This window comes from Desulfosporosinus sp. Tol-M2, from assembly GCF_059735615.1.
In genome coordinates, this window is the sequence record NZ_JCAIJG010000059.1 from 16,170 (window position 1) to 35,841 (window position 19,672).

Here is a 19,672-nt window from a genome sequence, read left to right on the forward strand (position 1 = left end):
AGGGGTGTTCTATAAAATGAAATTGATTATCCTCTTAGTTATTATCGGTATGATTCCTTCTTTATTAAGGACGTGGGTATCCATCGATCAATACTCAGATTAGTTGAAGTTTATGATCCTCCTTACTTCCCCTCCTTGTGAGGGGATTTCTTATTGTTTAGGTTGTTTAGGCATACTTGAGCAAACAATCTGATTCCGGATTGTCTGTATATAGATAGGCCACCTTGCATAATATGCTAGCAAGATGTTGTGCCTAGACCACCTTTAAAACTAAGTATAAGGGGGGAAGAATATTGGATGATGCACCGCTCCGGATAATTATGCTCCGAGATGCAGACCAATGTGCCATTAATGAATCACTTAAGAAAGAGAGGAGCGAATTAACTATCAAAGAGCTCGAAAATGAATACGAGGATTGGGTTAACTTATGTGAAAAAACTCCAGAAGTGTCTCTCAAGGGTCTTCAAAATGAGTTACCTTGTGTTCAGGGTGGATTAGAACAATTAATAGGATGCCCAAATAGGATTATAGCTCATGTAGACAGAGGGTACATGTCGTTTTTCCCTTTTCATCCCAAATAACAATGCCGCCTGATTAAAGTCGAGCGGCATTTATGTTAAGGGAAGTATGACTGAGGTTGTCACACTCCTAAGCTTGGTTACATATCCTATGAGTGAAATTAGTCTCAAGGAGCGTGGATATCATGCCCGGTAAGTAATTGATACAGTAACTGAAACTGAGACCATGAGCGGACGTACACCGCATGTAATCGCGGCTGAAATTAACATAATCAAATACCAGGCTGAAAGAATCTACCCTGCCGCTACCGTCAAGATCGGCAGGTGGCTAACGGAGGCCAACCGAACAACTTACCCCCTCAGATTCGGATTCGAATCCGAATTAAATTACAGCCAGGCGGTGCTTTTTTTAGATATCCCGAAGGAAGAACCGTTGATGCTTCCGACAGCAACTCAGATTACGCACCAGTGCGCAATCTGACATACTCCCAGGCAGTGATCCTCTTGATTTCTGCCTGTGCTTTTTAGTTTGATGCTTAGGACCCGATAGAGTAGAGCATTTTTAGTCCGTTGTACTGAGGCTGAAAAGGCACATCGCGGCTATATCCTGGATAAAGAACTGGGCGAGGATGAACTGCTTTATCGAAACCAGGATGACTATATCAGTAAATACAGAACCGTTCTCGAAAACTTTGAGGCCGTAAAAATAGCTATTACGGCAACACCCGCTCTCCATACGACCCAAATCTTTGGCAAGCCCCTTTCCAATGTTGGCAAGATCATAAAAGGCTTTGACGTAGTGATTACCAATCCGCCCTTCGGAACGAAAAAGGAGGGGAGCGGACTACTCGTGATGACTTTGTTATAAAACATCCAACAAACAATTAATATCGTTCGCTTAGACAGAACGGAAAGTCAAGGGCTGGGGTTGTCTTGCCAGATAATGTGCTTTTTGCCGATGGTGATGGGGCTAATATTCGTGCAGACTTGATGGAGAAATGTAATCTACACACTGTTTTGAGATTACCGACCGGGATTTTTTATGCCCAGGGCGTTAAAACCATTGTGCTGTTTTTCACCCGTGGTACAACGGATAAAGGCAACACAAAAGAAGTCTGGTTTTATGATCTGCGTACCAATATGCAGAGCTTTGGCAAGACCACCCCACTAAAGCAGGAGCATTTTGAGGACTTTTTCAAAGCCTATACCGCAGAAGACAGAAAGGCAGTAAATGACGAGCGTTTCTCTGTCTTCACCAGGAAGCAGATAAAAGAGAAAAACGACAGCCTGGATTTAGGTTTAATCAGGGATGACAGCATTTTGGATTATGACGATTTGCAGGACCCGATAGAGAGTGGGGAAGCAGTTGTCGCTCAGTTTGAAGAAGCAGTTGATTTAATCTTGTGTGTAGTAAAAGAGCTGAAAAGCTTAAGTGGTAATAAATGATGGCAAAGAAAGAGAAGTTATCACTTGAGGAATTGTTGGAACAGGTACTTGTAAAAGATAGGGATAAGACGTATGCAGTGCCGTCCAATTGGGTGTGGACTAGCTAGGCGACAAAATAGTATTAAGGACGCCGTGGGTTCTTTTCAATTACAGATATATAGGTTATACTGTAATTACAGTATAACTGACAATCAGGAGGCCGAAGGAAATGGCTATTGTTCAACAAGTACAAAAACGTATGCTTATTAGCTTGGCGCAAATAGCTAAAGATGTAAATCTACATGAGGGGGATCATGTTGTAATTGAAAAAATGGACGGAGGAATCTTTTTAAGGCCGGTTGATTGGGTTGATAAAAACCAGAAATACATTTGGACTGAAGAATGGCAAGGGAAGCTACTGCGAAGCCAACAGGATTTAGAAAAGGGAGACTATCAAACATTTGAGAACATGGAGGATGCTGTAAAAGACTTGGAGGAGCTTGCTAATGCCAGTCGTAATAAAGACAAAGAGCTTTGATGAGAATTTTTTACAGCTCTCTTCGGAAGAGCAAAAGCAGACAATAAAAGCACTTCGATTTCTCGCTGAAAATCCAAGACATCCTTCCTTGCAAACCCATAAAGTTGAAGGGACGGTATTTATCGAAGCATACGCAAGTATGGATATTCGGATTATCTTTGAAAGAACGAGCGATACGATCGTTTTACGTACAGTCGGGCACCATAACATATTAAAAGACTTTTAATACTCGGTGTAACGGTTCGCTACCGCTCACCGTTACACGACAGGTTCCATTTAGCTGATTTTTAAGATTTCCTCAATTTTGCGAACTCTGTTTTGGAGTTTTTCAACATCTATGTCTAACCCCTTATGCTGGTAATCTTTAATTTCTTTTATGTCTTTAGCCATAGCTTTCTGTATTTTTTCGATTCTTAATTGACTATTTACTAATTGTGAAACACTGTTTACCAGATTTTTATTTTCCTCTAAGATTTGTTTTAGTATCTCTTCCATTTTCTCAACCTCCGTAAAATGTTAGTGGTTTAATTATATCACATAACATCAAAAATGGATTAAGGGTGCACAAGTAGAGAGTTTGATTAAGAGCAGTCTTTATGTCACAGACTGTACTAAATAGACTGATAAGTATACTGAAATTTTGTTGAGGTGAAAAAGAAGGTAAAAGTCAATTACCTGCATTAGGTCTACTTTACATAATATCTATTATAGGACCCAATATGAAGAAGCATCAAGCTAATTTCTCAGAGGTTATTGTAATTATCGGTGTGTTCAACCGCACAGATCGATAAGTTTTGCTCGATTCCGGCCGTCTTCTTTTGCCTGGTAGAGAGCTTGATCAGCAGCATTAATCAGTGCCACGGACGAGAAATTTGGTTCAGGGTATATAGTAGCAACCCCAAGGCTAATTGTAATGTAATTACTTGTTAAAGAACCGCAATGATCAATGCCTAAGCTTTCAATTCTCGCCCGAAGCCTTTCGGCAACTCTGGCAGCGCCGTCTATCCCAGTACTTGGTAAGATAACAGCAAATTCCTCACCACCGTATCGAGCAACAATGTCAGTAGGCCTTTTTAATGTACGCTGTAAAGTATTCGCTACTTTGATTAGACATTTATCTCCTGCCAGATGGCCATAGGTATCGTTATATGTCTTAAAATAATCAATATCACACATAATCAGGGTTAACGGTGTACCACTTCGCACGGCCTGTTTCAGTTCCTTCTCCAGATTCTTGTCAAAATATCGTCGGTTAGCAATACCCGTTAAACCATCCAAGAAAGATAGACGGCGTAACTCTTTTTCTATCTTCTTACGTACAGTGATATCGTGAACGACTGAAAGCAGGCGACAGCAGTCATTTAAAAAGATCCGTTTAAAGGTTACCTCAACCCAGAAAGGCTTCCCGGTATTTTTTTTTGCTAACCATTCAAAAATCTGCGGTTTAACTTGAACAGCCTTCTTCATATATTTTTTCGCATGTTCATTATCATATGGTGGTTCACCAAGACTTATTTCCCCAATACTGAGTTGTTTGATCTCCTCTTGGGAATAGCCAAACATTTCACACGTTTTATTATTCACATCTAGAATTTTGCCGGACCCAATATCTAGAATAAAGATAGCATCAGAAACTGAATTGAAAATTGTACGATAATTTGCCTCTGAAATTTTGATTATCTCTTCAGCATGTTTGCGGTCGGTAATATCTCGGATGACGTTTAAAAGCACATTGCCATTACCCATTAATGTTCCTTGTGAACTTACTTCTACGGGAAAAGTGCTGCCATTTTTGCGGCGATGGATAGTTTCAAACAAAATACCTTTCTGGGCTGCCTGTTCTATCTGCTCTTTCACTATGGAAACGGTTTCAAGAGCTCGCAGGTCATAGATACTAAGAGAAGTCAATTCTTCGCGAGTGTATCCATAGGCTTGGAGTGCAGCGTCGTTACCTTCAATAATGTGTCCGTCGCAGTGGACGAACAAAAAAATATCCCTGGCATATTTAAAGAGAATTTGATACCTTTGAAGTCCCTCTTCCGCCCGCTTTAGATATGTAATATCCATTAAAGATACTACACACCTTCTTGTTCCGGTAAACATTGTTACATTAATTAGGACATTCCTAACATTTCCATGCCTATTTATGAAACGGCTCTCATATTTGTTGGGAGCCGCATTCGGGTCATTAAAACGCGCTTGTTTATATTCCAGCATTATCTTTAAATCATCTTCGAAAAAAAATTTCGTCCAGCTTAACTTGTTTTCAACCTCGTCTTTTGAATAACCGGAGAGTTTTCTAAATTCCGTATTTATCATGGATATCGTCGTGTCGTCTTCAACTATTATCATTGCGGTTCCAGTTGTTTCAAAGATACTCTGGTATATTTCTTCCGAAGCCTGTAACTTGGCTGCAGTTTGCTGAAGATCCGTAATAATCGTTTTCATATTCTAAAATGCACTCCTTTCTTTATTAAGAGAATAAGAGCTCTCCCAACAGATGCTAATTGATAGTTGAAATGAGTTTCTCTTATAAGAAAAATTAGCGCTATTTGTATTATTCGCGAAAATATTATAATTACCTGCAAAAGATTTTTAAAATTTTTGTACCGTTTTATATGGATAATTTACCAGAAGATGACCAAATTTATGTACTACGACATACTCCAAACGTTCCTGGGCTTTTTTCAGACAATACTAAAATTCGGTGCTTCTGTACAACAAATGCAAACTACTACGAAGGTTCATTCGCCAATGATCTTGACCAGTACACGTTTTCGGCGGCCACCGTCGAATTCTCCATAAAATATCTGCTCCCAAGGGCCAAAGTCCAGTTTCCCTTGTGTAACCGCAACCACTACTTCACGGCCCATAATCGTACGTTTTAGATGGGCATCTGCGTTGTCCTCGTAACCGTTGTGCCGATAACGGTCGTAAGGCTTTTCAGGAGCAAGGTCTTCCAACCATATTTCGAAGTCTTGGTGCAGCCCGCTTTCATCATCGTTAATGAAGACACTGGCTGTGATATGCATGGCATTGCAAAGCAGCAGTCCTTCCCGGATATTACTTTCCTCTAGGCAATTATGTATTTGGGGCGTGATATTGATATATTCTCGCCGCCTTTTCGTTTCAAACCAAAGTTCTTTTCGATAATGTTTCATTAACAATTACCTCCCGCATATTTACTTTTCAACATTATATTTGATGACTACATCTCTGCCATCAAAATATACCAGGTCTCCTGCCGCAAAGTGCCATACCGCTTTTAGAGTGGTTGGATACTTTATTCCGTTCACAGCTTGATAATCTCCGCAGACTGCTGACCACTTTACCTTTTGCAGGTTGCCATTGGTATCAATATTTGCTCGATCATCGGTGGTGAAACTAGTCATCATAACGTTATCATTAAAGGTGAATATTCCACTTGCTGATGTTCCGTAATAAGTTATCGTCGCCTTGGCATGAGTATTATCAATTTCTGTCCAACTAATATAGTCTTGTAAAGCCAGGTTGGGTAACAACAAACATTCAGCCAGGCAGGTAACCAGACCGGCTTTATCCATCGCTGCACCCTTTTGTTCAAACAAGGTGAACGATTTGGCAATAACCCCTTTCATTGAACCTACCCCATTTTGGTAGGCATCAATACCTTCAAAAGGGATGCCATACATACTGCTATCAATTAAAGCAATCCTCTCCGGTTCGTCAATAAAGTTGTATTGGATATATTTTATTTTCAGCTTGGGTTTATCTGGTGATAATACAAAATCAACATCATTGTAATAGACTTGCATGTTCGACATTTTAGGTGTTCCAATATATCCACAATACTGAAAATATTTTTGTACTGGTGCGGGTAGTTTCGCAATATCCTCGGTGCAAAAAATTCCGTTTGGATTTGGCATTTTTGCTATTTGATAGCTGGTTAATTTCTTAAATTCTGCTTTGTTGGGCGAATAAGGAAGATTAAACCATACCAATGTACCTGCAATTAATAAAGTAATAACTGCTGAAATCCAAAGCAAAATCTTTTTCTCTCTTTTCATTATTTAGCAACTCCTTTATCATAGCGCCGGTTGAACGCGGATGCATCCTGTCTGTTTTTTTAAATTAAGTACTGCGTATGATAAAAGTTCGCCACGTCCCGTCCGATTTGTTTCAGGTCGGTGCTGTCTGAGGTAAAGACCATATTCATTAGGGCCTGCTTTCTTTATCTCCTCGGGTTTTTTACCCTAATCCGTACTGCCTGTCCATCTTTCAGGACGTAGGTTTTTTTCAACCCAATAACTCCAGTCTGCAAAGGCAGCACATTGGCCTGATTACTTGTGGTGTCTAATTCAATATAAAAATCGTTTTTGTCATCGGCGTCATAATCGACATATTCGTCAATGCGGTCCGGTAGGTTTTCGGCCGGTTGCCAGTCTACCTGCACCAGCCCTTCCTTCTTCTCGCCCAATAATCCCTGGAAGACCTGCTCATGTATAGCAGTCAGATATTCACCATGGTCGATAGTGTTAATCACATCGCCACCAGTCTCCCAGGGCGAAACCTTCACACCGGTTATGGCCACCAGCTCATTCATCCAGTAATTCTGCCCCATAAAAACAGCCAGCACCACTGGCACAGCCAGGGCGGCCAGGATATATCCTCCAACTGTCTTGAATCGTGACACCTTCACTTTCCTCCTCTCAGATATCTGACCTAATGCACATTCAAGAAAATAACCAGTCAGTATGCCAGTCTATTTTGTGTCATACTGCGTCAGTATGTTCACCTAAACTCAGAAGTCAGAGGTCAGAGGTCAGAAGCCGGATGTGTCAGATCGTTGTATTTCCTTTCTGATCTCTGGCCTCTGTTATCCGACCTCTGGAAAAATACCTCCTTGTCTGACGCAAAATATCCAAGGCATCTTTGACTTGTTATTTTCTTTCATATGCCTAAAACATGCTCCCCGTGCTTACCAGTTTGATCAATTTCGTCAGGGCATCTACAATCATAGAACCACCGATGGCGGTCATAAAAATATAAGCCGGGTAAATGAAAAGCACCCGAGCCAGATCTGAATGCAGCTTAACCGGAGTCCCCTTTATATGATAAGTGACTGCTCCCCGCGGACAAGTATCCACACACTGGCCGCATTTGGTGCAGGACATCAAAGCGGTGCCGTCTTTTACGCATCCTTCGTTCAGGGAGAAGGTGGGGCACTCATTGATACATTTCTTGCAAAGCTTGCACTGCTCCTGATTAATGCGGATATCGAAGATGTTCACCTTGTTAAACAGAGATTGAAAAGCTGCGAATGGGCAGAAGAGGCCACACTGTATCCTGCGCCGGGTTAGCAAAGGCATTACAACCACCAACCCCAGAAACAGACTGACAAAGATAATGGCTTGCACCAGGGTCTTGAAGGATGTTATCTTAACAAACTCAGTAACTGTTTTGAAGGGGCAGAGCCACTCGCAGTAAACCGGGGTAAGGAGCAGGGCCGAAAGCAGGACGATCACGATCAAAACCGCCCAGGGTAAGTAGGTCCAGCGTGGATCAATTTTCTTGATTAGGGCTTGCTTGCGTAAACGGGAAAATCCCTCATCAAAGCCCCCGAAGAAGCAGACCCAGCTGCACCAGCCACGCCCCAGGACCAGTGTAGCCCCCAGCCAGAGCACGATCATGCCTGCAATTGAAGCATAACCGGTCATTAAGGAGCCAGGAAAGATGATGGTTCGGTCAAAGCAGCCGGAATAATAATCATAGGGATAACCAGATGGCAAAAAGGTGTTTCTCCAGCCAGCATGTGTGCCTCGTCAATAGCCATACTGCCGCGGATTTCAATTAGGTTAGAAATAAAGCCAAAGCAAAAACAAAACGCAATAAGGGTAAATAGGGTAGCCCGGTACTTATAAGTTTTACCTGTAAGCATCATCATGATAAATACTACATTAAGAATAGAAAAGGTCAGAATCTTGGCAATCAGCTCTGGAGTGGATTTGGGGATACTTCCCTGAAAAACCATCAAGCCGATTAAGAGCAGCATGGGCAAGGTTAGGAGAACCGTCCGTAAAATCTTCTTGTTCTGCGGCGGGGTGTCCACCTGGGGTTCAATGATACTCATAATTTTATCATTCCTCCTCCTAACATAATAATCCCGATATAGAGATAGTAAAGGGCCATCACCACGCACGCCAAGCGGCCGACAGTCTGTATGGACGGGAAACGCCGCAAGGTTCCGAGAAAGGGCAAAGGTAAGAAATATAGCGACGTTCCCAGGAAGAAGGCCAGGAAGAACAACAGGCTTTTTGCCAGGCTGGCGGAACCGGCCGCTCCCGTGAATACAAGCAGAAAAGGCGGGCAGAGATTGAGACCGGTGGCCAGAACAAGGGCCACCGGCAGTAGTTCCGGCCATCGTTGTAAGAACCTTGCTCTCTTATCGTGCATGAGCTTTCCGACACATAGCTCGGGTGGAAGGGATAATCCATAGAAAAACATCATTACTGCCAGGATCACGTAAGCCAGCCCGAAAAACATTTCCTGGTGAGCCGAGTTTTTTAGCAGACTGCCAAAAGCCCAGGCCAGGAGGCCAAAAAGCAGGTATCCAATAAGGCGCCCGACCAGAAACCTGGCCAGCAGGCTAAAATTCCGGGCAACACCTGTTCCCTCACCCAAAATGAGAGGAACCAGAACCGGAGCACAGTAAGCCAGACACTCCACGGAGCATGAAGAATTGGCTGATAAATAATAAAAGCAATTAGATACCAAAGGTTTAGAATTGCAGTCAGTAAGGAAGACCAAAAGCCAATTTTATACAAAATATGTTTTTTTTCATTGAGTCTTGAAAATGTATTTATTATTTTCTCCTTATCAACATTATTTTTTGAAAATGATCATATATAAGAAAAGCTTTAAGAACGTACACCACTTCTTAAAGCTTTTCTTGGTTGATATTCGAAAAACTCCAAATACTGCCTTCTCCCCATCTATAAGCATAGTGCATGTTATAGACAAAATGGCTCTCATGCAGCTTTAACAATTATCCTATGCCGGCGGTATCCAGACCGCAACGTAATCACTATCCCTTAACGCTTCTTAGCAGAGATCAGCCAAGGAGCTGGAAACGATTCCGTCATGTTTTTGCTATTGACTCGCGATACCTTTATATGGATTGCTTCAGTGCGCTCTAAGCCGTTTTCCCGAAACAATGCAGGAAGAGAAGTTAGAATTTCAAAGTTCAACGTGTAGATCACAAATTTCATGCCCGGATTGATAACCAGCAGACTCTTTATTTCACTGCCGATCCTGGGACTTGCCACGATAAACGCTACGTCCGGCGTCGGCAGCTTATCCGGGATACCATCTTTCAGAGACTCGACGATTGTTACGTTGCTGAGGCCAAATGTCGCAACATTCTCGATCATGGTATTCCGATCCCTGCAGTCATACTCCACAGCAATGACGCTGCCCTCAGCAGCAATTATGGCGGCCTCCACCGCGATGCTCTCACCGGAGATTATACATATATTATCCCGGTCCCCCAGATTGAGCTTATTCATGATAACAGCCCGAACTTCCCGGCACACATAGTGAACTGAACCGTAGGAGAAACGGCTGTTCTCTATCCCTATCGGATAATTCGTTGCCGCGTGAGGATTCTGAATCAACATAGCTGCCGAGGCATTGATCCCGCGGTTGATCATGTCTGAGAGCTTGTCGTGCTTGATCTCGCCGGATGGATTTGAGCCCTCATTGTACCAGATATCACAGTCCCCCAGTTCCGCATTCCACATGTCGTAGAAAATATCCGGATGTCCGGCGTCCGTAAAGACCAGCACTTCCCGGTTGCTCATCACGATTGGAATCAGGTTCTTATTCTTTCCTGTAATGTCCAGCATCTTCAGTTTTGCCAGTTTGATCGGGGCATTCCGTGAAAAATACTGGAGCCAAGCTAAAATGACCTCATTAGTAAACATTGTCTGTTCCACAGGCAAAACCTCCCTATTAATAGTTATCATATTAATAGTTATCATACCATATTTAACAAGTTTTCAAGACCCCCACTTCTATAAGCAGGGATGGGTTCTTCGTAACTTCAGGTGGGGTAGAGTCCCCATCTGAAGCCTCGATGTTCAGCTTTAGTGTAAGCGAGTTCACTGGATTTTTCCCCAGTCTCAGCAGTGAATTACGCGCCGGTGCGCTCCAGCAGGCGTTCCCATTTTTGATCCACATAGGCCTGCGCTTCTTCAATCATCCACTCATTGCCTTTCTGGAACATATGGCGGAATCTACCCTGAGGGCGGAGAAAGTTTTCTACGGGCAGTTTTTTCTTCGGGGTATAACTCAGACGCCACACTCCTTCTTCTATTTCATAAAGTGGCCAGACGCAGGTATCCACCGCCAGATTAACGATCTCTGAAAGCTTGGCTAAGGGGTAGTCCCAGCCGCGAGGACATGGGGATAATATGTTCAAAAAGCAAGGGCCCTCAGTATAAATTGCTTTATAAGACTTGGTGTGCAGATCCTTGAAATTGCCTATAGGGGCAGTTTGAGCTACATAAGGGATATTATGAGCAGCCAATATCTCAGTCAAATCTTTTTTATTCTGTTTCTTACCTGGTTGAACAGAACCGACGGGCGTGGTAGTCGTGCGGGCAAACCGAGGGGTTGAAGAGGAACGCTGGATTCCGGTATTCATGTAAGCCTCGTTGTCATAGCAGACGTAGACCATGTCATGACCGCGTTCCATAGCGCCCGACAGGGATTGAAACCCAATATCATAGGTACCGCCGTCACCTGCAAAAGTAATGAACTTGACGGTTCCTTCCACCTTGCCGCGGCGTTTCAAAGCGGAATATGCCGCTTCCACTCCGGAACAGGTAGCCGCGGAGTTTTCAAAAGCAGAATGTATATAGCTGTCCATATAGGCAGTGTAAGGATACATAAAGGTGGAGACCTCCAGACAACTGGTAGCGTTAACCACCACTGCCCTGTCCTCTTTATCCAGAGCACGCAGAACCCCTGCCACAACGATCCCGGCACCGCAGCCGGCACAAAGTCGATGCCCTCCGGTGAGACGTGCCGGCTTTTCTACTTCCCGTTTCAGGTTATATACCGTGCTCATGCTGTCTCCTCCTTTGACCTCTGTCCCATATGGGTATATACCGGTCCAATCTCGCCTATCGCGGCAATAGCCGCCAACCGGCCATACACTTTTTCAAAATCCTCGGTCTTTATGTCACGACCGCCTAAACCGTAAACAATATTAATCAGAAACGGGCGTTCCTTCAGATCATACAAAGCGCTGCGGGTCTCGGCAAATAACGGACCGCCGTTTGCCGAAAAGCCCTCGGACTTATCCATGACGGCAACGGCCCTGGTATTGGCCAGAGCGCGGGCCAGTTCCTCGCCTGGGAAAGGACGGAATACCCTGATTTTTACAAGCCCTGTCTTTACTCCGCCCTCCCGCAGCTTGTCGACTGCGGCTTTGGCTGTTCCGGCACTGGAGCCGATGATCACCAGAGCAAGTTCCGCATCCTCCATTCTATATTCTTCAAACAGGCCGTAGTGCCGGCCGGAAATCTTCTCAAATTCAGCGGCTACCTCCAGGATGCGAGCCTTGGCTGCTTTCATTGCCTCAGCCTCCAGGACCTTGTGTTCCATGTAATAGGGACTCACATCGTACGGTCCTACCGCCAACGGATTTTCTTTTTTCAGCAGAAAGTTTTCCGGGTTATATTCCCCGATAAACTTACGCACACTATCCGTCTCCAAAAGTTCAATATTCTCTACGGCATGACTGGTAATGAAGCCATCCATACAGGCCATCACCGGCAAGCGTACGCTTGGGGTCTCGCCGATAGGCATAGCCATGAGAAAATTATCGTAAGCCTCCTGATTATTTTCGGCGTAGATTTGGATCCAGCCGGTATCACGGGCTCCCATTGAGTCGGAGTAGTCGTTGTTAATGTTAATTGGCCCTGAAAGGGCCCGGTTGACACAGGCCAGAGTAACAGGCTGACGGCATGAAGCCGCCACGTATAAAAGCTCGTACATCAGTGCCAGTCCGCAGGATGAAGTAGCGCAGACGGTTCTGGCTCCGGCAGCTTGCGCCGCAAGGCACACGGACATGGAACTGTGCTCAGACTCCGTGGTTACGTATTCAGTATTAACCTCGCCGTTAGCCACATACTGGGCGAAGTATTCAGGAATTTCTGTGGAGGGAGTGATCGGGAACGCTCCCATGACATCAGGATTTATCTGCTTCATGGCATAAGCTACAGCCTCGTTGCCGGTAAGACAGTTGCTCATATCGCTGCACCTCCAGTCATCATTGTAATCGCCGGGAAGGGACACACGTCCTCACATATGCCGCAGCCCTTGCAGTGCATATAATCGAAGTCCAGACGTTTCCCGTCCTTCACCGGAATAGCACTGTCCGGGCAGAAGGGAATACAAAGCATACAGTGTTTACATGCTTCCTCGTGAAAAATGGGCGTGTCGGTCCGCCAAGTACCAGTATTGAAAGCCCGTGCGGTTCCCGGTTCGTAGATCTCCCCGCCGGGGGTCAGATCCTGCCAAGGGGTACGTTCGTTGATATCCTTCGCATAAATCATCCTACCTGTACCTCCTCCATGGATTTTTTCAGTGTTGCCATGTTCCCCTCGATAACCTGAGGTTTGGCAGCAAATTTATGTTTAAAGGATTCTTCTATATCCGCTAAAAAATGCTCGGTTTCCAAAACGCCGCTCACCTTAACCGTAGCGGCCAGCATAGGGGTATTCGGGAAGTTTCTGCCTAGAATCTCTTCCGAAATGCGGCGGGCATCTAAGGTACAGACTTTTCCGGTCCATCCCCGCAGCCGGGGACGCATCTCCTGGGGAGAGCGGGGAGTATTAATGATTATTGCACCGCCCTCTTTCAGTCCTCCGGTAACGTCGACACTGTCCAGCAGACTTTCATCTACCACGACCACATAGTCCGGATAGTAAATGTTGGAATGAATCGTACACCGTTTTTCACTGATGCGATTATAAGCCGTAATAGGGGCTCCCATCCGTTCCGGTCCATACTCAGGAAACCCCTGCACGAATTTACCTTCTATACCGGCCACATCCGCCAGCAGCAGACAGGCCATTTTGGCTCCTTGTCCGCCCCGGCCGTGCCAGCGTATTTCTACCATATCATTGGTTGCCATTGCTTTTCCCTCCAGTTCCTTTGAGAATGCTTCTAATAATCTTGGTTGATAGCTTATCTTATAATATAACAATGAGCATACTTAATAAAACAAGTCAAGAGGCATATGGATATCCAGGCATCTGACATTTTCCTCCGGGAGGACATCCGCACCTCTTGCAGAAGCGGATACGGGTTGCCATTATGACGGCATTGGTAAAAAGTAAGGCAAAGCCACCTGAACTTATTAAAAACTGGTATACTCTTAGGAGTAGATAACGTTTCTGTAGTTCTGATTGTAATTTGATCTTATGTTAGAATAGTTGTATTAATATTTTTCTCTTCGAAAATGTACAAGGGGTAAAAAGGAGGAATTTACTGATGTTAGCGGAGTTTAAAATTATTAATGACCCCTTGCGTCCAAGTGTTTGTACTAACCTTTGTGCTGTTTGTTACCGGCATACAAAGTATGAAAGTAAAGGAATCGGCTGCTGTTCCTACGAACCGGAACTTTGTCTTTTCGATTTAGTATTTTTAAATCTTTATTACCCCGATATTTATGAGTTTACATTGAAAAAAGGCCGGATAATCAAGGGTTATAACGGAATTATGGTAGAAATGAAGGTTGGCTTGGACCGCTGTCCTTTTGTAAGTAACTTAGGTTGTGTTTTACCAAGGGATGCTATGACGCCCCTGTGCCGGTTATATATCTGCCGGGAGGCTGCTATCTTTGGGCCTGCCATAATTGAAGAAAAATTTGATGAATACTTTTTGAGCAAGGAATTCCATCTAAATAATTTTTTAAACAGTAAACTGACCTATGACCCGAGTTTAACTAAATCAAGACTAAACACCTTTATCGTGGAATTTGCCCAAACCATAAACACCATCATTGCAGGAATCAATAGAATTAACCCGCCGATCGAAACTTTCCATAGAGAAATAAAGATTGAGGATTTTGGCCACTTCGATTAAACGTTTCAATATCTCTGATTCTGATTTTATCTTCACTGGTTACCCTTCCCTTTCTGGCGGGAAGTTGTTGGCATATCCGTATTCAACAGTATATCGTCGATCATAATTTTTGCAAAATCCCCATCTGGAAATTCAAGACATTGACAGCAATTATCACATAGTTTACCAGGATCCAGATCACAAAGATCACATTCGCCGCATTCAGTACATGGCCGATCTTCTAAAACACATTCATTACTAAACTTACTCAAGGTCTTATCCTCCGGATTTTTTGATGGATTAGATTATTCATTTGCCTTGATAATATTAAAATATTCCCGGACTCAAAATTAGCGATTGAGGGTCTTTCGCCAACTCTCGAAGTGCCGCCTCTGAGCGCTGAGCTGCCCATCCTTCATCCAATAACTTGATGGTGTCGTCGTAGCGATTCTTACTCCCCAATAAGACGAGTAATAAATCTCCGTCCGGTCTTGTGACAAAGGATACAAGGCACTGCGCAGCCTCCGTAGTAGTACCGGTTTTCAGACCTTCGTCTCCGGGATAGTTCCCCAAAAGACGATTCGTATTCTCAAACTCGGCTTTATGAAGCACACCCCGGGCATCTTTCCATTGAATTTGGGCGCGAGGTTTTTTGACATATTTCATAAGACTTTCATTTTTGAGAAATACACTTGAAATTTTAGCGAGGTCATTAGCGGTAGTATAATGTTCAGGGTCGGGCATTCCATGAGGGTTCATAAAGTGGCTATGCTGACAGCCTAGAGAGGCTGCATATTTGTTCATTTCTTCCGCAAAGGCCGGGATTGAACCACTGATTTTTACGGCCAGGGCTGCAGCGGCATCATTGGAGCTGTGCACATAGAGGGCCGTTAAGAGGTCTTGGACCGATATTTCAGCCCCAGGACTGAGACCGAGCTGTGACCCTTCAATATTCACTTCAGGGCCAACACGTACGATATCTGTTTCTTGCAGGGTCTTCAGCGCGATCAGCCCGGTGAGGAGTTTTGTCGTACTGGCAGGCGCACGCTGTCTGTCGGCATTGTTTGATTTTAGAATTTTAGTCGTTTGAGGATCAATAAGTATGTAACTTTCATCTTGCGTTGAGAGTTCCTTAACTGATGGGGGGATATTGGAAGTGAGGGAGTCAGGTTTAGTTTCCGCCACCCCAGTAATAAGCTCCTTAGCTCTAGTCGGATTCAGATAGTGAAATCCGATATATGAAAAAATCCCAACAGTCATTATTAGAATTAGTATAGGTAATTTGGAGCGAAAAAAACGATGCGCAAGATGTTTCACTAATTCACCCTTCTTTAATATACGTATAAATACATGATAAATAAATACTGAAATTTAAAGTATATCAACATAATCAATATAGTTAACATAATCAAATAATCAATCAACATAAATCAAGTAATTATAACGAATTTAAAGACTTTGGGCAAGTTTTATCAACTCAGGAGATCATCAGACTAAGCATCTCTATGCTCACCCCAATACTGCCATACCGCCAAAAAGGGATAGGGATTGATCCATTGCCCGTTTGGCAGTTCAATGCCAAAATGAAGATGATCCGGCGTCGTTAAAGCATCTCCTGTATGGCCCATGGTGCCCAAGGGATCCCCTGCTTGAACTTGTTGCCCTTTTACAAGCGCCGGAGAAATATATTGGAGGTGAGCGTAATAATAGTAGTTCCCATCATCCCCGCGTATCCCGACACGTTCTCCACCCAAGCGGTTCCACCCTAATTGTTCAACTCTCCCTCTACAAATACTGACAATGGGAGTTCCTTCTTTGCTAAAAAGGTCGGTCCCCTCATGTCTGCGTTTACCCCCTTCACGATCCGCACCGAAACTATCTTCAAACCACGTTTTTCCAATAACGGGAAATCTATACTTGCCGGGCTGGTAATAAGTATATTTTCTGAGAATTTCCCAATGCCTTTGAACAATCTTTTGATTTTTTTGCGGGATTGCTCCCCAGTCTAAATCCGAAAAAGGAACAGAGCCTTTAAGCTGATCTATTAGCGGTAGTCCTTCTCCTTCAGGGAGTGTCGAGCGTATAGCTAATAATTCCTCTAAGACAATTGTTGGAGACGTTCGATTTTCATTAATACACTGCTTCACTAAAGCCGGTGACAGAGAAGTTAAATATGGATAGACATCCGACGGAATAGTGGGAGGACGGTGAAGTTCCTGCCATGCTATTAGGGCTGCAATAATGAGTAACCCCAACTGAGCAAGTATTCGTTTTAGCTTCGATGGAATTTTCATGGTCCCCTCTCCCTAATTAAAATATTTCTTTCTAATTCTACGAACATTTGTTTGTATTTTATTTCGATAAATGATAAAATATTTGTTAAAAGATGGGGGTGTGAGATTATGTACCCGGATTTATCACTGCGGCAAACGAAAATTCTAGAATTCATAAAACAAGAAATACGAAAAAAAGGATATCCGCCGGCCGTACGGGAAATTGGCGAAGCTGTCGGGTTGCTGTCCAGCTCTACAGTACATGGCCATCTGCAGACGTTAGAGGACAAAGGATATATTCGGCGTGATCCCACAAAACCTCGGGCGATCGAGATTTTGGATAGTTCGAGTGACGTACTCGAGGGCAAAAAAGTCGTTCATATACCCGTTGTCGGCCGTGTCGCTGCCGGGCAGCCTATTCTAGCCGTGGAAAACATTGAAGGAACCTTTCCCCTTCCTGCCGATCTTGTTCGCCAGGATAACGTTTTCATGCTTAAAGTTCAGGGGGAAAGTATGATTGATGCTGGAATTTTCGATGGAGATTTTATTGTTGTCCGTCAACAGAATGTAGCCCGAAACGGTGAAATCGTTGTCGCTTTAATTGAAGATGAAGCTACGGTCAAGCGCTTTTTTAAAGAAAGAACTCTTATTCGACTTCAGCCGGAGAACTCATCGATGGAACCGATATATTCCCAGGATGTCTCGATTTTAGGGAAAGTTATTGGAGTTTTTCGTAATCTTCAGTAAAAATAAAATAACCAATAATCCTAGAAATACCTAAGAATGTTAGGTTAATGCTCTAATTGATAATTCCCCATTAGAATCTTAGCAACGGCCGTATTAACAATCGTGTTTGAGTGAGGGAAGGAGAGTGGGGGTATGAAAGTAAAATTTAATATGACGGTTGAACAGAAAGAGCAATTACCTTGATGCTTCATTGTATGCGCAGGCAAATGTTTTTAGATAAAAAAGGGGAGCAGATGGATGTTGCCATCAATGCTCCTCTTTTTGTTCGCCCTGCAAATTAAGGCACATTCAAGAAAAAAGTCAGTCAGGATGCAAGTCTATTTTGTCTAATCTTGAGAAATTTTACTGTTTTGTTTATCCAAAAAACGTTCCAACCCAAAGGAAATTAAACGGTCGATTAATTCAGAATACGGAATTCCTGACGCCTCCCAAAGCTTAGGGTACATTGAAATTTCTGTAAATCCCGGCAAGGTATTTATTTCATTAAGGAAAATTTCGTTTTGGGGAGTTACAAAGAAATCGACCCGACTCAGCCCGCTAGCCTCTACGGCACGGAAAGCTTCAATTGCCATTTCCTGAAGACGTGCGATTAAGGCTTCATCGAGAGGCGCTGGAATTATTACGCTGGAGCCAATATCAGAATACTTTGCATCGTAAGTATAAAATTCTTGTGCCGGTTTAACTTCTCCAGGAATTGAGGCTTGGGGAGAATCATTTCCCAGAACGGCGACTTCAATTTCTTGGCCGTTAATATTTTCTTCGACAACAATTTTACGGTCAAATATGGCAGCAACATTCAAAGCATCCAATAACTCTTTACGGCTGTGCGCTTTGGATATCCCCACACTGGACCCTAGATTGGCAGGCTTAATAAAACAAGGGTAACCTATCTTTGCTTCAATTTCATTAAGGCAGGTTTCCCGTCCACGAAGTAAGTCTGAACGTAGTAAGGTCAGATAGCGGGCTTGGGGTAGATCTTTCTCACGGAAGACGGCCTTCATCCGATCTTTGTCCATCCCAAGAGAGGACCCTAAAACCCCGGAACCTACATAAGGTACATTTGCCATCTCCAGTAATCCCTGGAGGGTTCCATCTTCCCCATACGGACCATGGAGTACCGGGAAAATAAGGTCAATTTGTCCTTGGTTTGGCAGCGTTTGGCCGTCTAAGGCTCTAAAATGCGGGTTTGTTGGATCAATGACCAGCGTAACCTGGTGTGTCCGGTCAGCCGGGGGAAAACCTTCTTTTATCAGAGCTTCAGGAAGAAGGCCCCAAAACCATTGGCCTTGTTTATTAATCCCGATCGTTTCTACCTGATAGCGAGTTCGGTCAATCGCTTTGAAGATCGACTGGGCTGAATTTAAAGAAACTTCATGTTCTCCTGAACGACCGCCAAATAAAAGAACGACCCTTAGTTTATGATCTTCCACAAGCACCATCCTCCCAATTAAGCAACTTAAGCAATTAAAGAAATTGGATTAAATGCCCTCCCTATAGAGCATATGCTTAAAAAAAAGAAAAAAGCCCCCGCCTAACGGGCAAGGGCACCTATTTGATCCAAAGGCCAATAGCGAAATAGAGTTCGGCCGGTTATATTTTGGGCAGACAAAATGCCCCACTCCCTTGAATCAGCACTATTGTTACGATTATCCCCCATAACGAATACTGTATCAGCCGGAACAACGAGCGGCCCGAAATTATTTATTGATTTTTCCAAGACATAAGGTTCATAAAGGGGTTGATTGTTTACATAAGTAGTGTGATCGCGTATTTCTACTTTATCTCCGGCCAAACCAACTACTCTTTTAATAAAGTCCTCAGTTGCGTGAGCACTCGGCGGCGGATGAAAGACTATGATATCTCCATGATCAATGTGGTCAAAGTGTTTGAAGAAAAACTTATCTACAATGACCCGGTCTTCCAGTTGAATCGTCGGCAGCATTGAACCGGTAGGGATTTTGCGAGCTTCAATAACATAGGTGCGCAATACCCAGGAAAGGGCAAAAGCAATCAGAATGATTTCAACTAGTTCAAATAAATAACGGATTATGCTTTTC

The 19,672-nt window shown here is 43.6% G+C and carries 24 protein-coding genes and 2 pseudogenes; 7 read left to right on the forward strand and 19 right to left on the reverse strand.

The window, feature by feature from the left end:
- Nucleotides 1-293: 293 nt before the first annotated feature.
- The 5 genes and pseudogenes from AC6I5A_RS04060 (at nucleotide 294) to AC6I5A_RS04080 (ending at nucleotide 2,707) form a co-directional block, all read left to right on the forward strand.
- Nucleotides 294-581, forward strand: coding sequence for a hypothetical protein (locus tag AC6I5A_RS04060; protein WP_034612008.1), 288 nt, complete (start codon nucleotides 294-296; stop codon nucleotides 579-581).
- A 163-nt stretch (nucleotides 582-744) separates the two neighbouring features.
- The gene (locus AC6I5A_RS04065) at nucleotides 745-999 is read left to right on the forward strand and encodes a DUF3102 domain-containing protein (RefSeq protein ID WP_052167892.1); all 255 of its coding nucleotides are present in this window, start codon (nucleotides 745-747) and stop codon (nucleotides 997-999) included.
- A gap of 264 nt (nucleotides 1,000-1,263) precedes the next feature.
- A pseudogene (locus tag AC6I5A_RS04070) lies at nucleotides 1,264-1,964 on the forward strand (N-6 DNA methylase); the annotation flags it as partial.
- 208 nt (nucleotides 1,965-2,172) lie between these two features.
- Complete coding sequence (locus AC6I5A_RS04075) at nucleotides 2,173-2,481, forward strand: AbrB/MazE/SpoVT family DNA-binding domain-containing protein (RefSeq protein WP_034612011.1); 309 nt, start codon at nucleotides 2,173-2,175, stop codon at nucleotides 2,479-2,481.
- The gene (locus AC6I5A_RS04080) at nucleotides 2,450-2,707 is read left to right on the forward strand and encodes a hypothetical protein (RefSeq protein WP_034612014.1); all 258 of its coding nucleotides are present in this window, start codon (nucleotides 2,450-2,452) and stop codon (nucleotides 2,705-2,707) included. The genes AC6I5A_RS04075 and AC6I5A_RS04080 overlap by 32 nt, the downstream gene beginning before the upstream one ends.
- 50 nt (nucleotides 2,708-2,757) lie before the next feature.
- Here AC6I5A_RS04080 and AC6I5A_RS04085 read toward each other — a convergent pair whose 3' ends face one another.
- From AC6I5A_RS04085 to AC6I5A_RS04150, 14 genes and pseudogenes are all read right to left on the reverse strand, one after another.
- Nucleotides 2,758-2,976: a hypothetical protein gene (locus AC6I5A_RS04085; protein WP_034612018.1), complete on the reverse strand. Its 219-nt coding sequence runs from the start codon at nucleotides 2,974-2,976 to the stop codon at nucleotides 2,758-2,760.
- Nucleotides 2,977-3,252: 276 nt separating this feature from the next.
- Nucleotides 3,253-4,929, reverse strand: coding sequence for a PAS domain S-box protein (locus tag AC6I5A_RS04090; RefSeq protein WP_052167893.1), 1,677 nt, complete (start codon nucleotides 4,927-4,929; stop codon nucleotides 3,253-3,255).
- A gap of 296 nt (nucleotides 4,930-5,225) precedes the next feature.
- The gene (locus AC6I5A_RS04095; protein WP_034612021.1) at nucleotides 5,226-5,642 is read right to left on the reverse strand and encodes a secondary thiamine-phosphate synthase enzyme YjbQ; all 417 of its coding nucleotides are present in this window, start codon (nucleotides 5,640-5,642) and stop codon (nucleotides 5,226-5,228) included.
- Nucleotides 5,643-5,663: 21 nt separating this feature from the next.
- Nucleotides 5,664-6,527, reverse strand: a complete 864-nt coding sequence (locus AC6I5A_RS04100) for a DUF6544 family protein (protein ID WP_034612025.1) — start codon at nucleotides 6,525-6,527, stop codon at nucleotides 5,664-5,666.
- Between the two features lie 164 nt (nucleotides 6,528-6,691).
- A complete protein-coding gene (locus AC6I5A_RS04105) occupies nucleotides 6,692-7,153 on the reverse strand; it encodes a hypothetical protein (protein ID WP_034612027.1) in 462 nt (153 codons plus the stop codon).
- Between the two features lie 265 nt (nucleotides 7,154-7,418).
- Nucleotides 7,419-8,249 (reverse strand): 4Fe-4S binding protein, encoded by an 831-nt coding sequence (locus tag AC6I5A_RS04110; protein WP_497900479.1) that lies wholly within the window; start codon nucleotides 8,247-8,249, stop codon nucleotides 7,419-7,421.
- Entirely contained in the window at nucleotides 8,177-8,590 is a 414-nt protein-coding gene (locus tag AC6I5A_RS04115) for a hypothetical protein (RefSeq protein ID WP_497900480.1), read from the reverse strand. Before AC6I5A_RS04115 ends, AC6I5A_RS04110 begins: the two co-directional genes overlap by 73 nt.
- A complete protein-coding gene (locus tag AC6I5A_RS04120) occupies nucleotides 8,587-9,186 on the reverse strand; it encodes a sulfite exporter TauE/SafE family protein (protein WP_497900481.1) in 600 nt (199 codons plus the stop codon). Before AC6I5A_RS04120 ends, AC6I5A_RS04115 begins: the two co-directional genes overlap by 4 nt.
- Before the next feature lie 365 nt (nucleotides 9,187-9,551).
- Nucleotides 9,552-10,454 (reverse strand): precorrin-6B methylase, encoded by a 903-nt coding sequence (locus AC6I5A_RS04125; protein ID WP_052167895.1) that lies wholly within the window; start codon nucleotides 10,452-10,454, stop codon nucleotides 9,552-9,554.
- Nucleotides 10,455-10,651: 197 nt separating this feature from the next.
- Nucleotides 10,652-11,590, reverse strand: a complete 939-nt coding sequence (locus AC6I5A_RS04130) for a thiamine pyrophosphate-dependent enzyme (protein ID WP_034612029.1) — start codon at nucleotides 11,588-11,590, stop codon at nucleotides 10,652-10,654.
- Entirely contained in the window at nucleotides 11,587-12,777 is a 1,191-nt protein-coding gene (porA, locus tag AC6I5A_RS04135; protein WP_034612032.1) for a pyruvate ferredoxin oxidoreductase, read from the reverse strand. The genes AC6I5A_RS04130 and porA overlap by 4 nt, the downstream gene beginning before the upstream one ends.
- Nucleotides 12,774-13,082 carry a 4Fe-4S binding protein gene (locus AC6I5A_RS04140; protein ID WP_034612033.1) on the reverse strand — a complete coding sequence of 103 codons (309 nt, stop codon included), beginning with the start codon at nucleotides 13,080-13,082 and terminating at the stop codon, nucleotides 12,774-12,776. The genes porA and AC6I5A_RS04140 overlap by 4 nt, the downstream gene beginning before the upstream one ends.
- A complete protein-coding gene (locus tag AC6I5A_RS04145) occupies nucleotides 13,079-13,663 on the reverse strand; it encodes a 2-oxoacid:acceptor oxidoreductase subunit gamma family protein (RefSeq protein WP_034612036.1) in 585 nt (194 codons plus the stop codon). Before AC6I5A_RS04145 ends, AC6I5A_RS04140 begins: the two co-directional genes overlap by 4 nt.
- 97 nt (nucleotides 13,664-13,760) lie before the next feature.
- A pseudogene (locus AC6I5A_RS04150) lies at nucleotides 13,761-13,916 on the reverse strand (amino acid permease); the annotation flags it as partial.
- A gap of 106 nt (nucleotides 13,917-14,022) precedes the next feature.
- Here AC6I5A_RS04150 and AC6I5A_RS04155 point away from each other — a divergent pair.
- Entirely contained in the window at nucleotides 14,023-14,616 is a 594-nt protein-coding gene (locus tag AC6I5A_RS04155; RefSeq protein WP_034612039.1) for a hypothetical protein, read from the forward strand.
- Nucleotides 14,617-14,648: 32 nt separating this feature from the next.
- Here the strand turns inward: AC6I5A_RS04155 and AC6I5A_RS04160 are convergent, their stop codons facing one another.
- The 3 genes from AC6I5A_RS04160 to AC6I5A_RS04170 form a co-directional block, all read right to left on the reverse strand.
- The gene (locus AC6I5A_RS04160; protein WP_034612041.1) at nucleotides 14,649-14,867 is read right to left on the reverse strand and encodes a hypothetical protein; all 219 of its coding nucleotides are present in this window, start codon (nucleotides 14,865-14,867) and stop codon (nucleotides 14,649-14,651) included.
- Nucleotides 14,868-14,922: 55 nt separating this feature from the next.
- Nucleotides 14,923-15,912 carry a D-alanyl-D-alanine carboxypeptidase family protein gene (locus AC6I5A_RS04165; RefSeq protein ID WP_034612044.1) on the reverse strand — a complete coding sequence of 330 codons (990 nt, stop codon included), beginning with the start codon at nucleotides 15,910-15,912 and terminating at the stop codon, nucleotides 14,923-14,925.
- Between the two features lie 176 nt (nucleotides 15,913-16,088).
- Complete coding sequence (locus tag AC6I5A_RS04170; RefSeq protein WP_034612047.1) at nucleotides 16,089-16,889, reverse strand: M23 family metallopeptidase; 801 nt, start codon at nucleotides 16,887-16,889, stop codon at nucleotides 16,089-16,091.
- Nucleotides 16,890-16,997: 108 nt separating this feature from the next.
- Between AC6I5A_RS04170 and lexA the strand changes: the two genes are divergently transcribed.
- Nucleotides 16,998-17,615 (forward strand): transcriptional repressor LexA, encoded by a 618-nt coding sequence (gene lexA, locus AC6I5A_RS04175; RefSeq protein WP_034612050.1) that lies wholly within the window; start codon nucleotides 16,998-17,000, stop codon nucleotides 17,613-17,615.
- A gap of 326 nt (nucleotides 17,616-17,941) precedes the next feature.
- Here the strand turns inward: lexA and AC6I5A_RS04180 are convergent, their stop codons facing one another.
- Both AC6I5A_RS04180 and lepB read right to left on the reverse strand, forming a co-directional pair.
- Nucleotides 17,942-19,054 (reverse strand): D-alanine--D-alanine ligase family protein, encoded by a 1,113-nt coding sequence (locus tag AC6I5A_RS04180; RefSeq protein ID WP_034612054.1) that lies wholly within the window; start codon nucleotides 19,052-19,054, stop codon nucleotides 17,942-17,944.
- A gap of 92 nt (nucleotides 19,055-19,146) precedes the next feature.
- Nucleotides 19,147-19,672: signal peptidase I (gene lepB / locus AC6I5A_RS04185; RefSeq protein ID WP_034612057.1), on the reverse strand; the 526-nt coding region annotated here is incomplete at its 5' end.

What these genes read in the sequence shown, in the direction of transcription:
- AC6I5A_RS04065 (WP_052167892.1), top strand. Translation starts at nt 745, where the DNA reads ATGAGCGGACGTACACCGCATGTAATCGCGGCTGAAATTAACATAATC.
- AC6I5A_RS04075 (WP_034612011.1), top strand. Translation starts at nt 2,173, where the DNA reads ATGGCTATTGTTCAACAAGTACAAAAACGTATGCTTATTAGCTTGGCG.
- AC6I5A_RS04080 (WP_034612014.1), top strand. Translation starts at nt 2,450, where the DNA reads ATGCCAGTCGTAATAAAGACAAAGAGCTTTGATGAGAATTTTTTACAG.
- AC6I5A_RS04085 (WP_034612018.1), bottom strand. Translation starts at nt 2,976, where the DNA reads ATGGAAGAGATACTAAAACAAATCTTAGAGGAAAATAAAAATCTGGTA.
- AC6I5A_RS04090 (WP_052167893.1), bottom strand. Translation starts at nt 4,929, where the DNA reads ATGAAAACGATTATTACGGATCTTCAGCAAACTGCAGCCAAGTTACAG.
- AC6I5A_RS04095 (WP_034612021.1), bottom strand. Translation starts at nt 5,642, where the DNA reads ATGAAACATTATCGAAAAGAACTTTGGTTTGAAACGAAAAGGCGGCGA.
- AC6I5A_RS04100 (WP_034612025.1), bottom strand. Translation starts at nt 6,527, where the DNA reads ATGAAAAGAGAGAAAAAGATTTTGCTTTGGATTTCAGCAGTTATTACT.
- AC6I5A_RS04115 (WP_497900480.1), bottom strand. Translation starts at nt 8,590, where the DNA reads ATGAGTATCATTGAACCCCAGGTGGACACCCCGCCGCAGAACAAGAAG.
- AC6I5A_RS04130 (WP_034612029.1), bottom strand. Translation starts at nt 11,590, where the DNA reads ATGAGCACGGTATATAACCTGAAACGGGAAGTAGAAAAGCCGGCACGT.
- porA (WP_034612032.1), bottom strand. Translation starts at nt 12,777, where the DNA reads ATGAGCAACTGTCTTACCGGCAACGAGGCTGTAGCTTATGCCATGAAG.
- AC6I5A_RS04140 (WP_034612033.1), bottom strand. Translation starts at nt 13,082, where the DNA reads ATGATTTATGCGAAGGATATCAACGAACGTACCCCTTGGCAGGATCTG.
- AC6I5A_RS04145 (WP_034612036.1), bottom strand. Translation starts at nt 13,663, where the DNA reads ATGGCAACCAATGATATGGTAGAAATACGCTGGCACGGCCGGGGCGGA.
- AC6I5A_RS04155 (WP_034612039.1), top strand. Translation starts at nt 14,023, where the DNA reads ATGTTAGCGGAGTTTAAAATTATTAATGACCCCTTGCGTCCAAGTGTT.
- AC6I5A_RS04170 (WP_034612047.1), bottom strand. Translation starts at nt 16,889, where the DNA reads ATGAAAATTCCATCGAAGCTAAAACGAATACTTGCTCAGTTGGGGTTA.
- lexA (WP_034612050.1), top strand. Translation starts at nt 16,998, where the DNA reads ATGTACCCGGATTTATCACTGCGGCAAACGAAAATTCTAGAATTCATA.
- AC6I5A_RS04180 (WP_034612054.1), bottom strand. Translation starts at nt 19,054, where the DNA reads ATGGTGCTTGTGGAAGATCATAAACTAAGGGTCGTTCTTTTATTTGGC.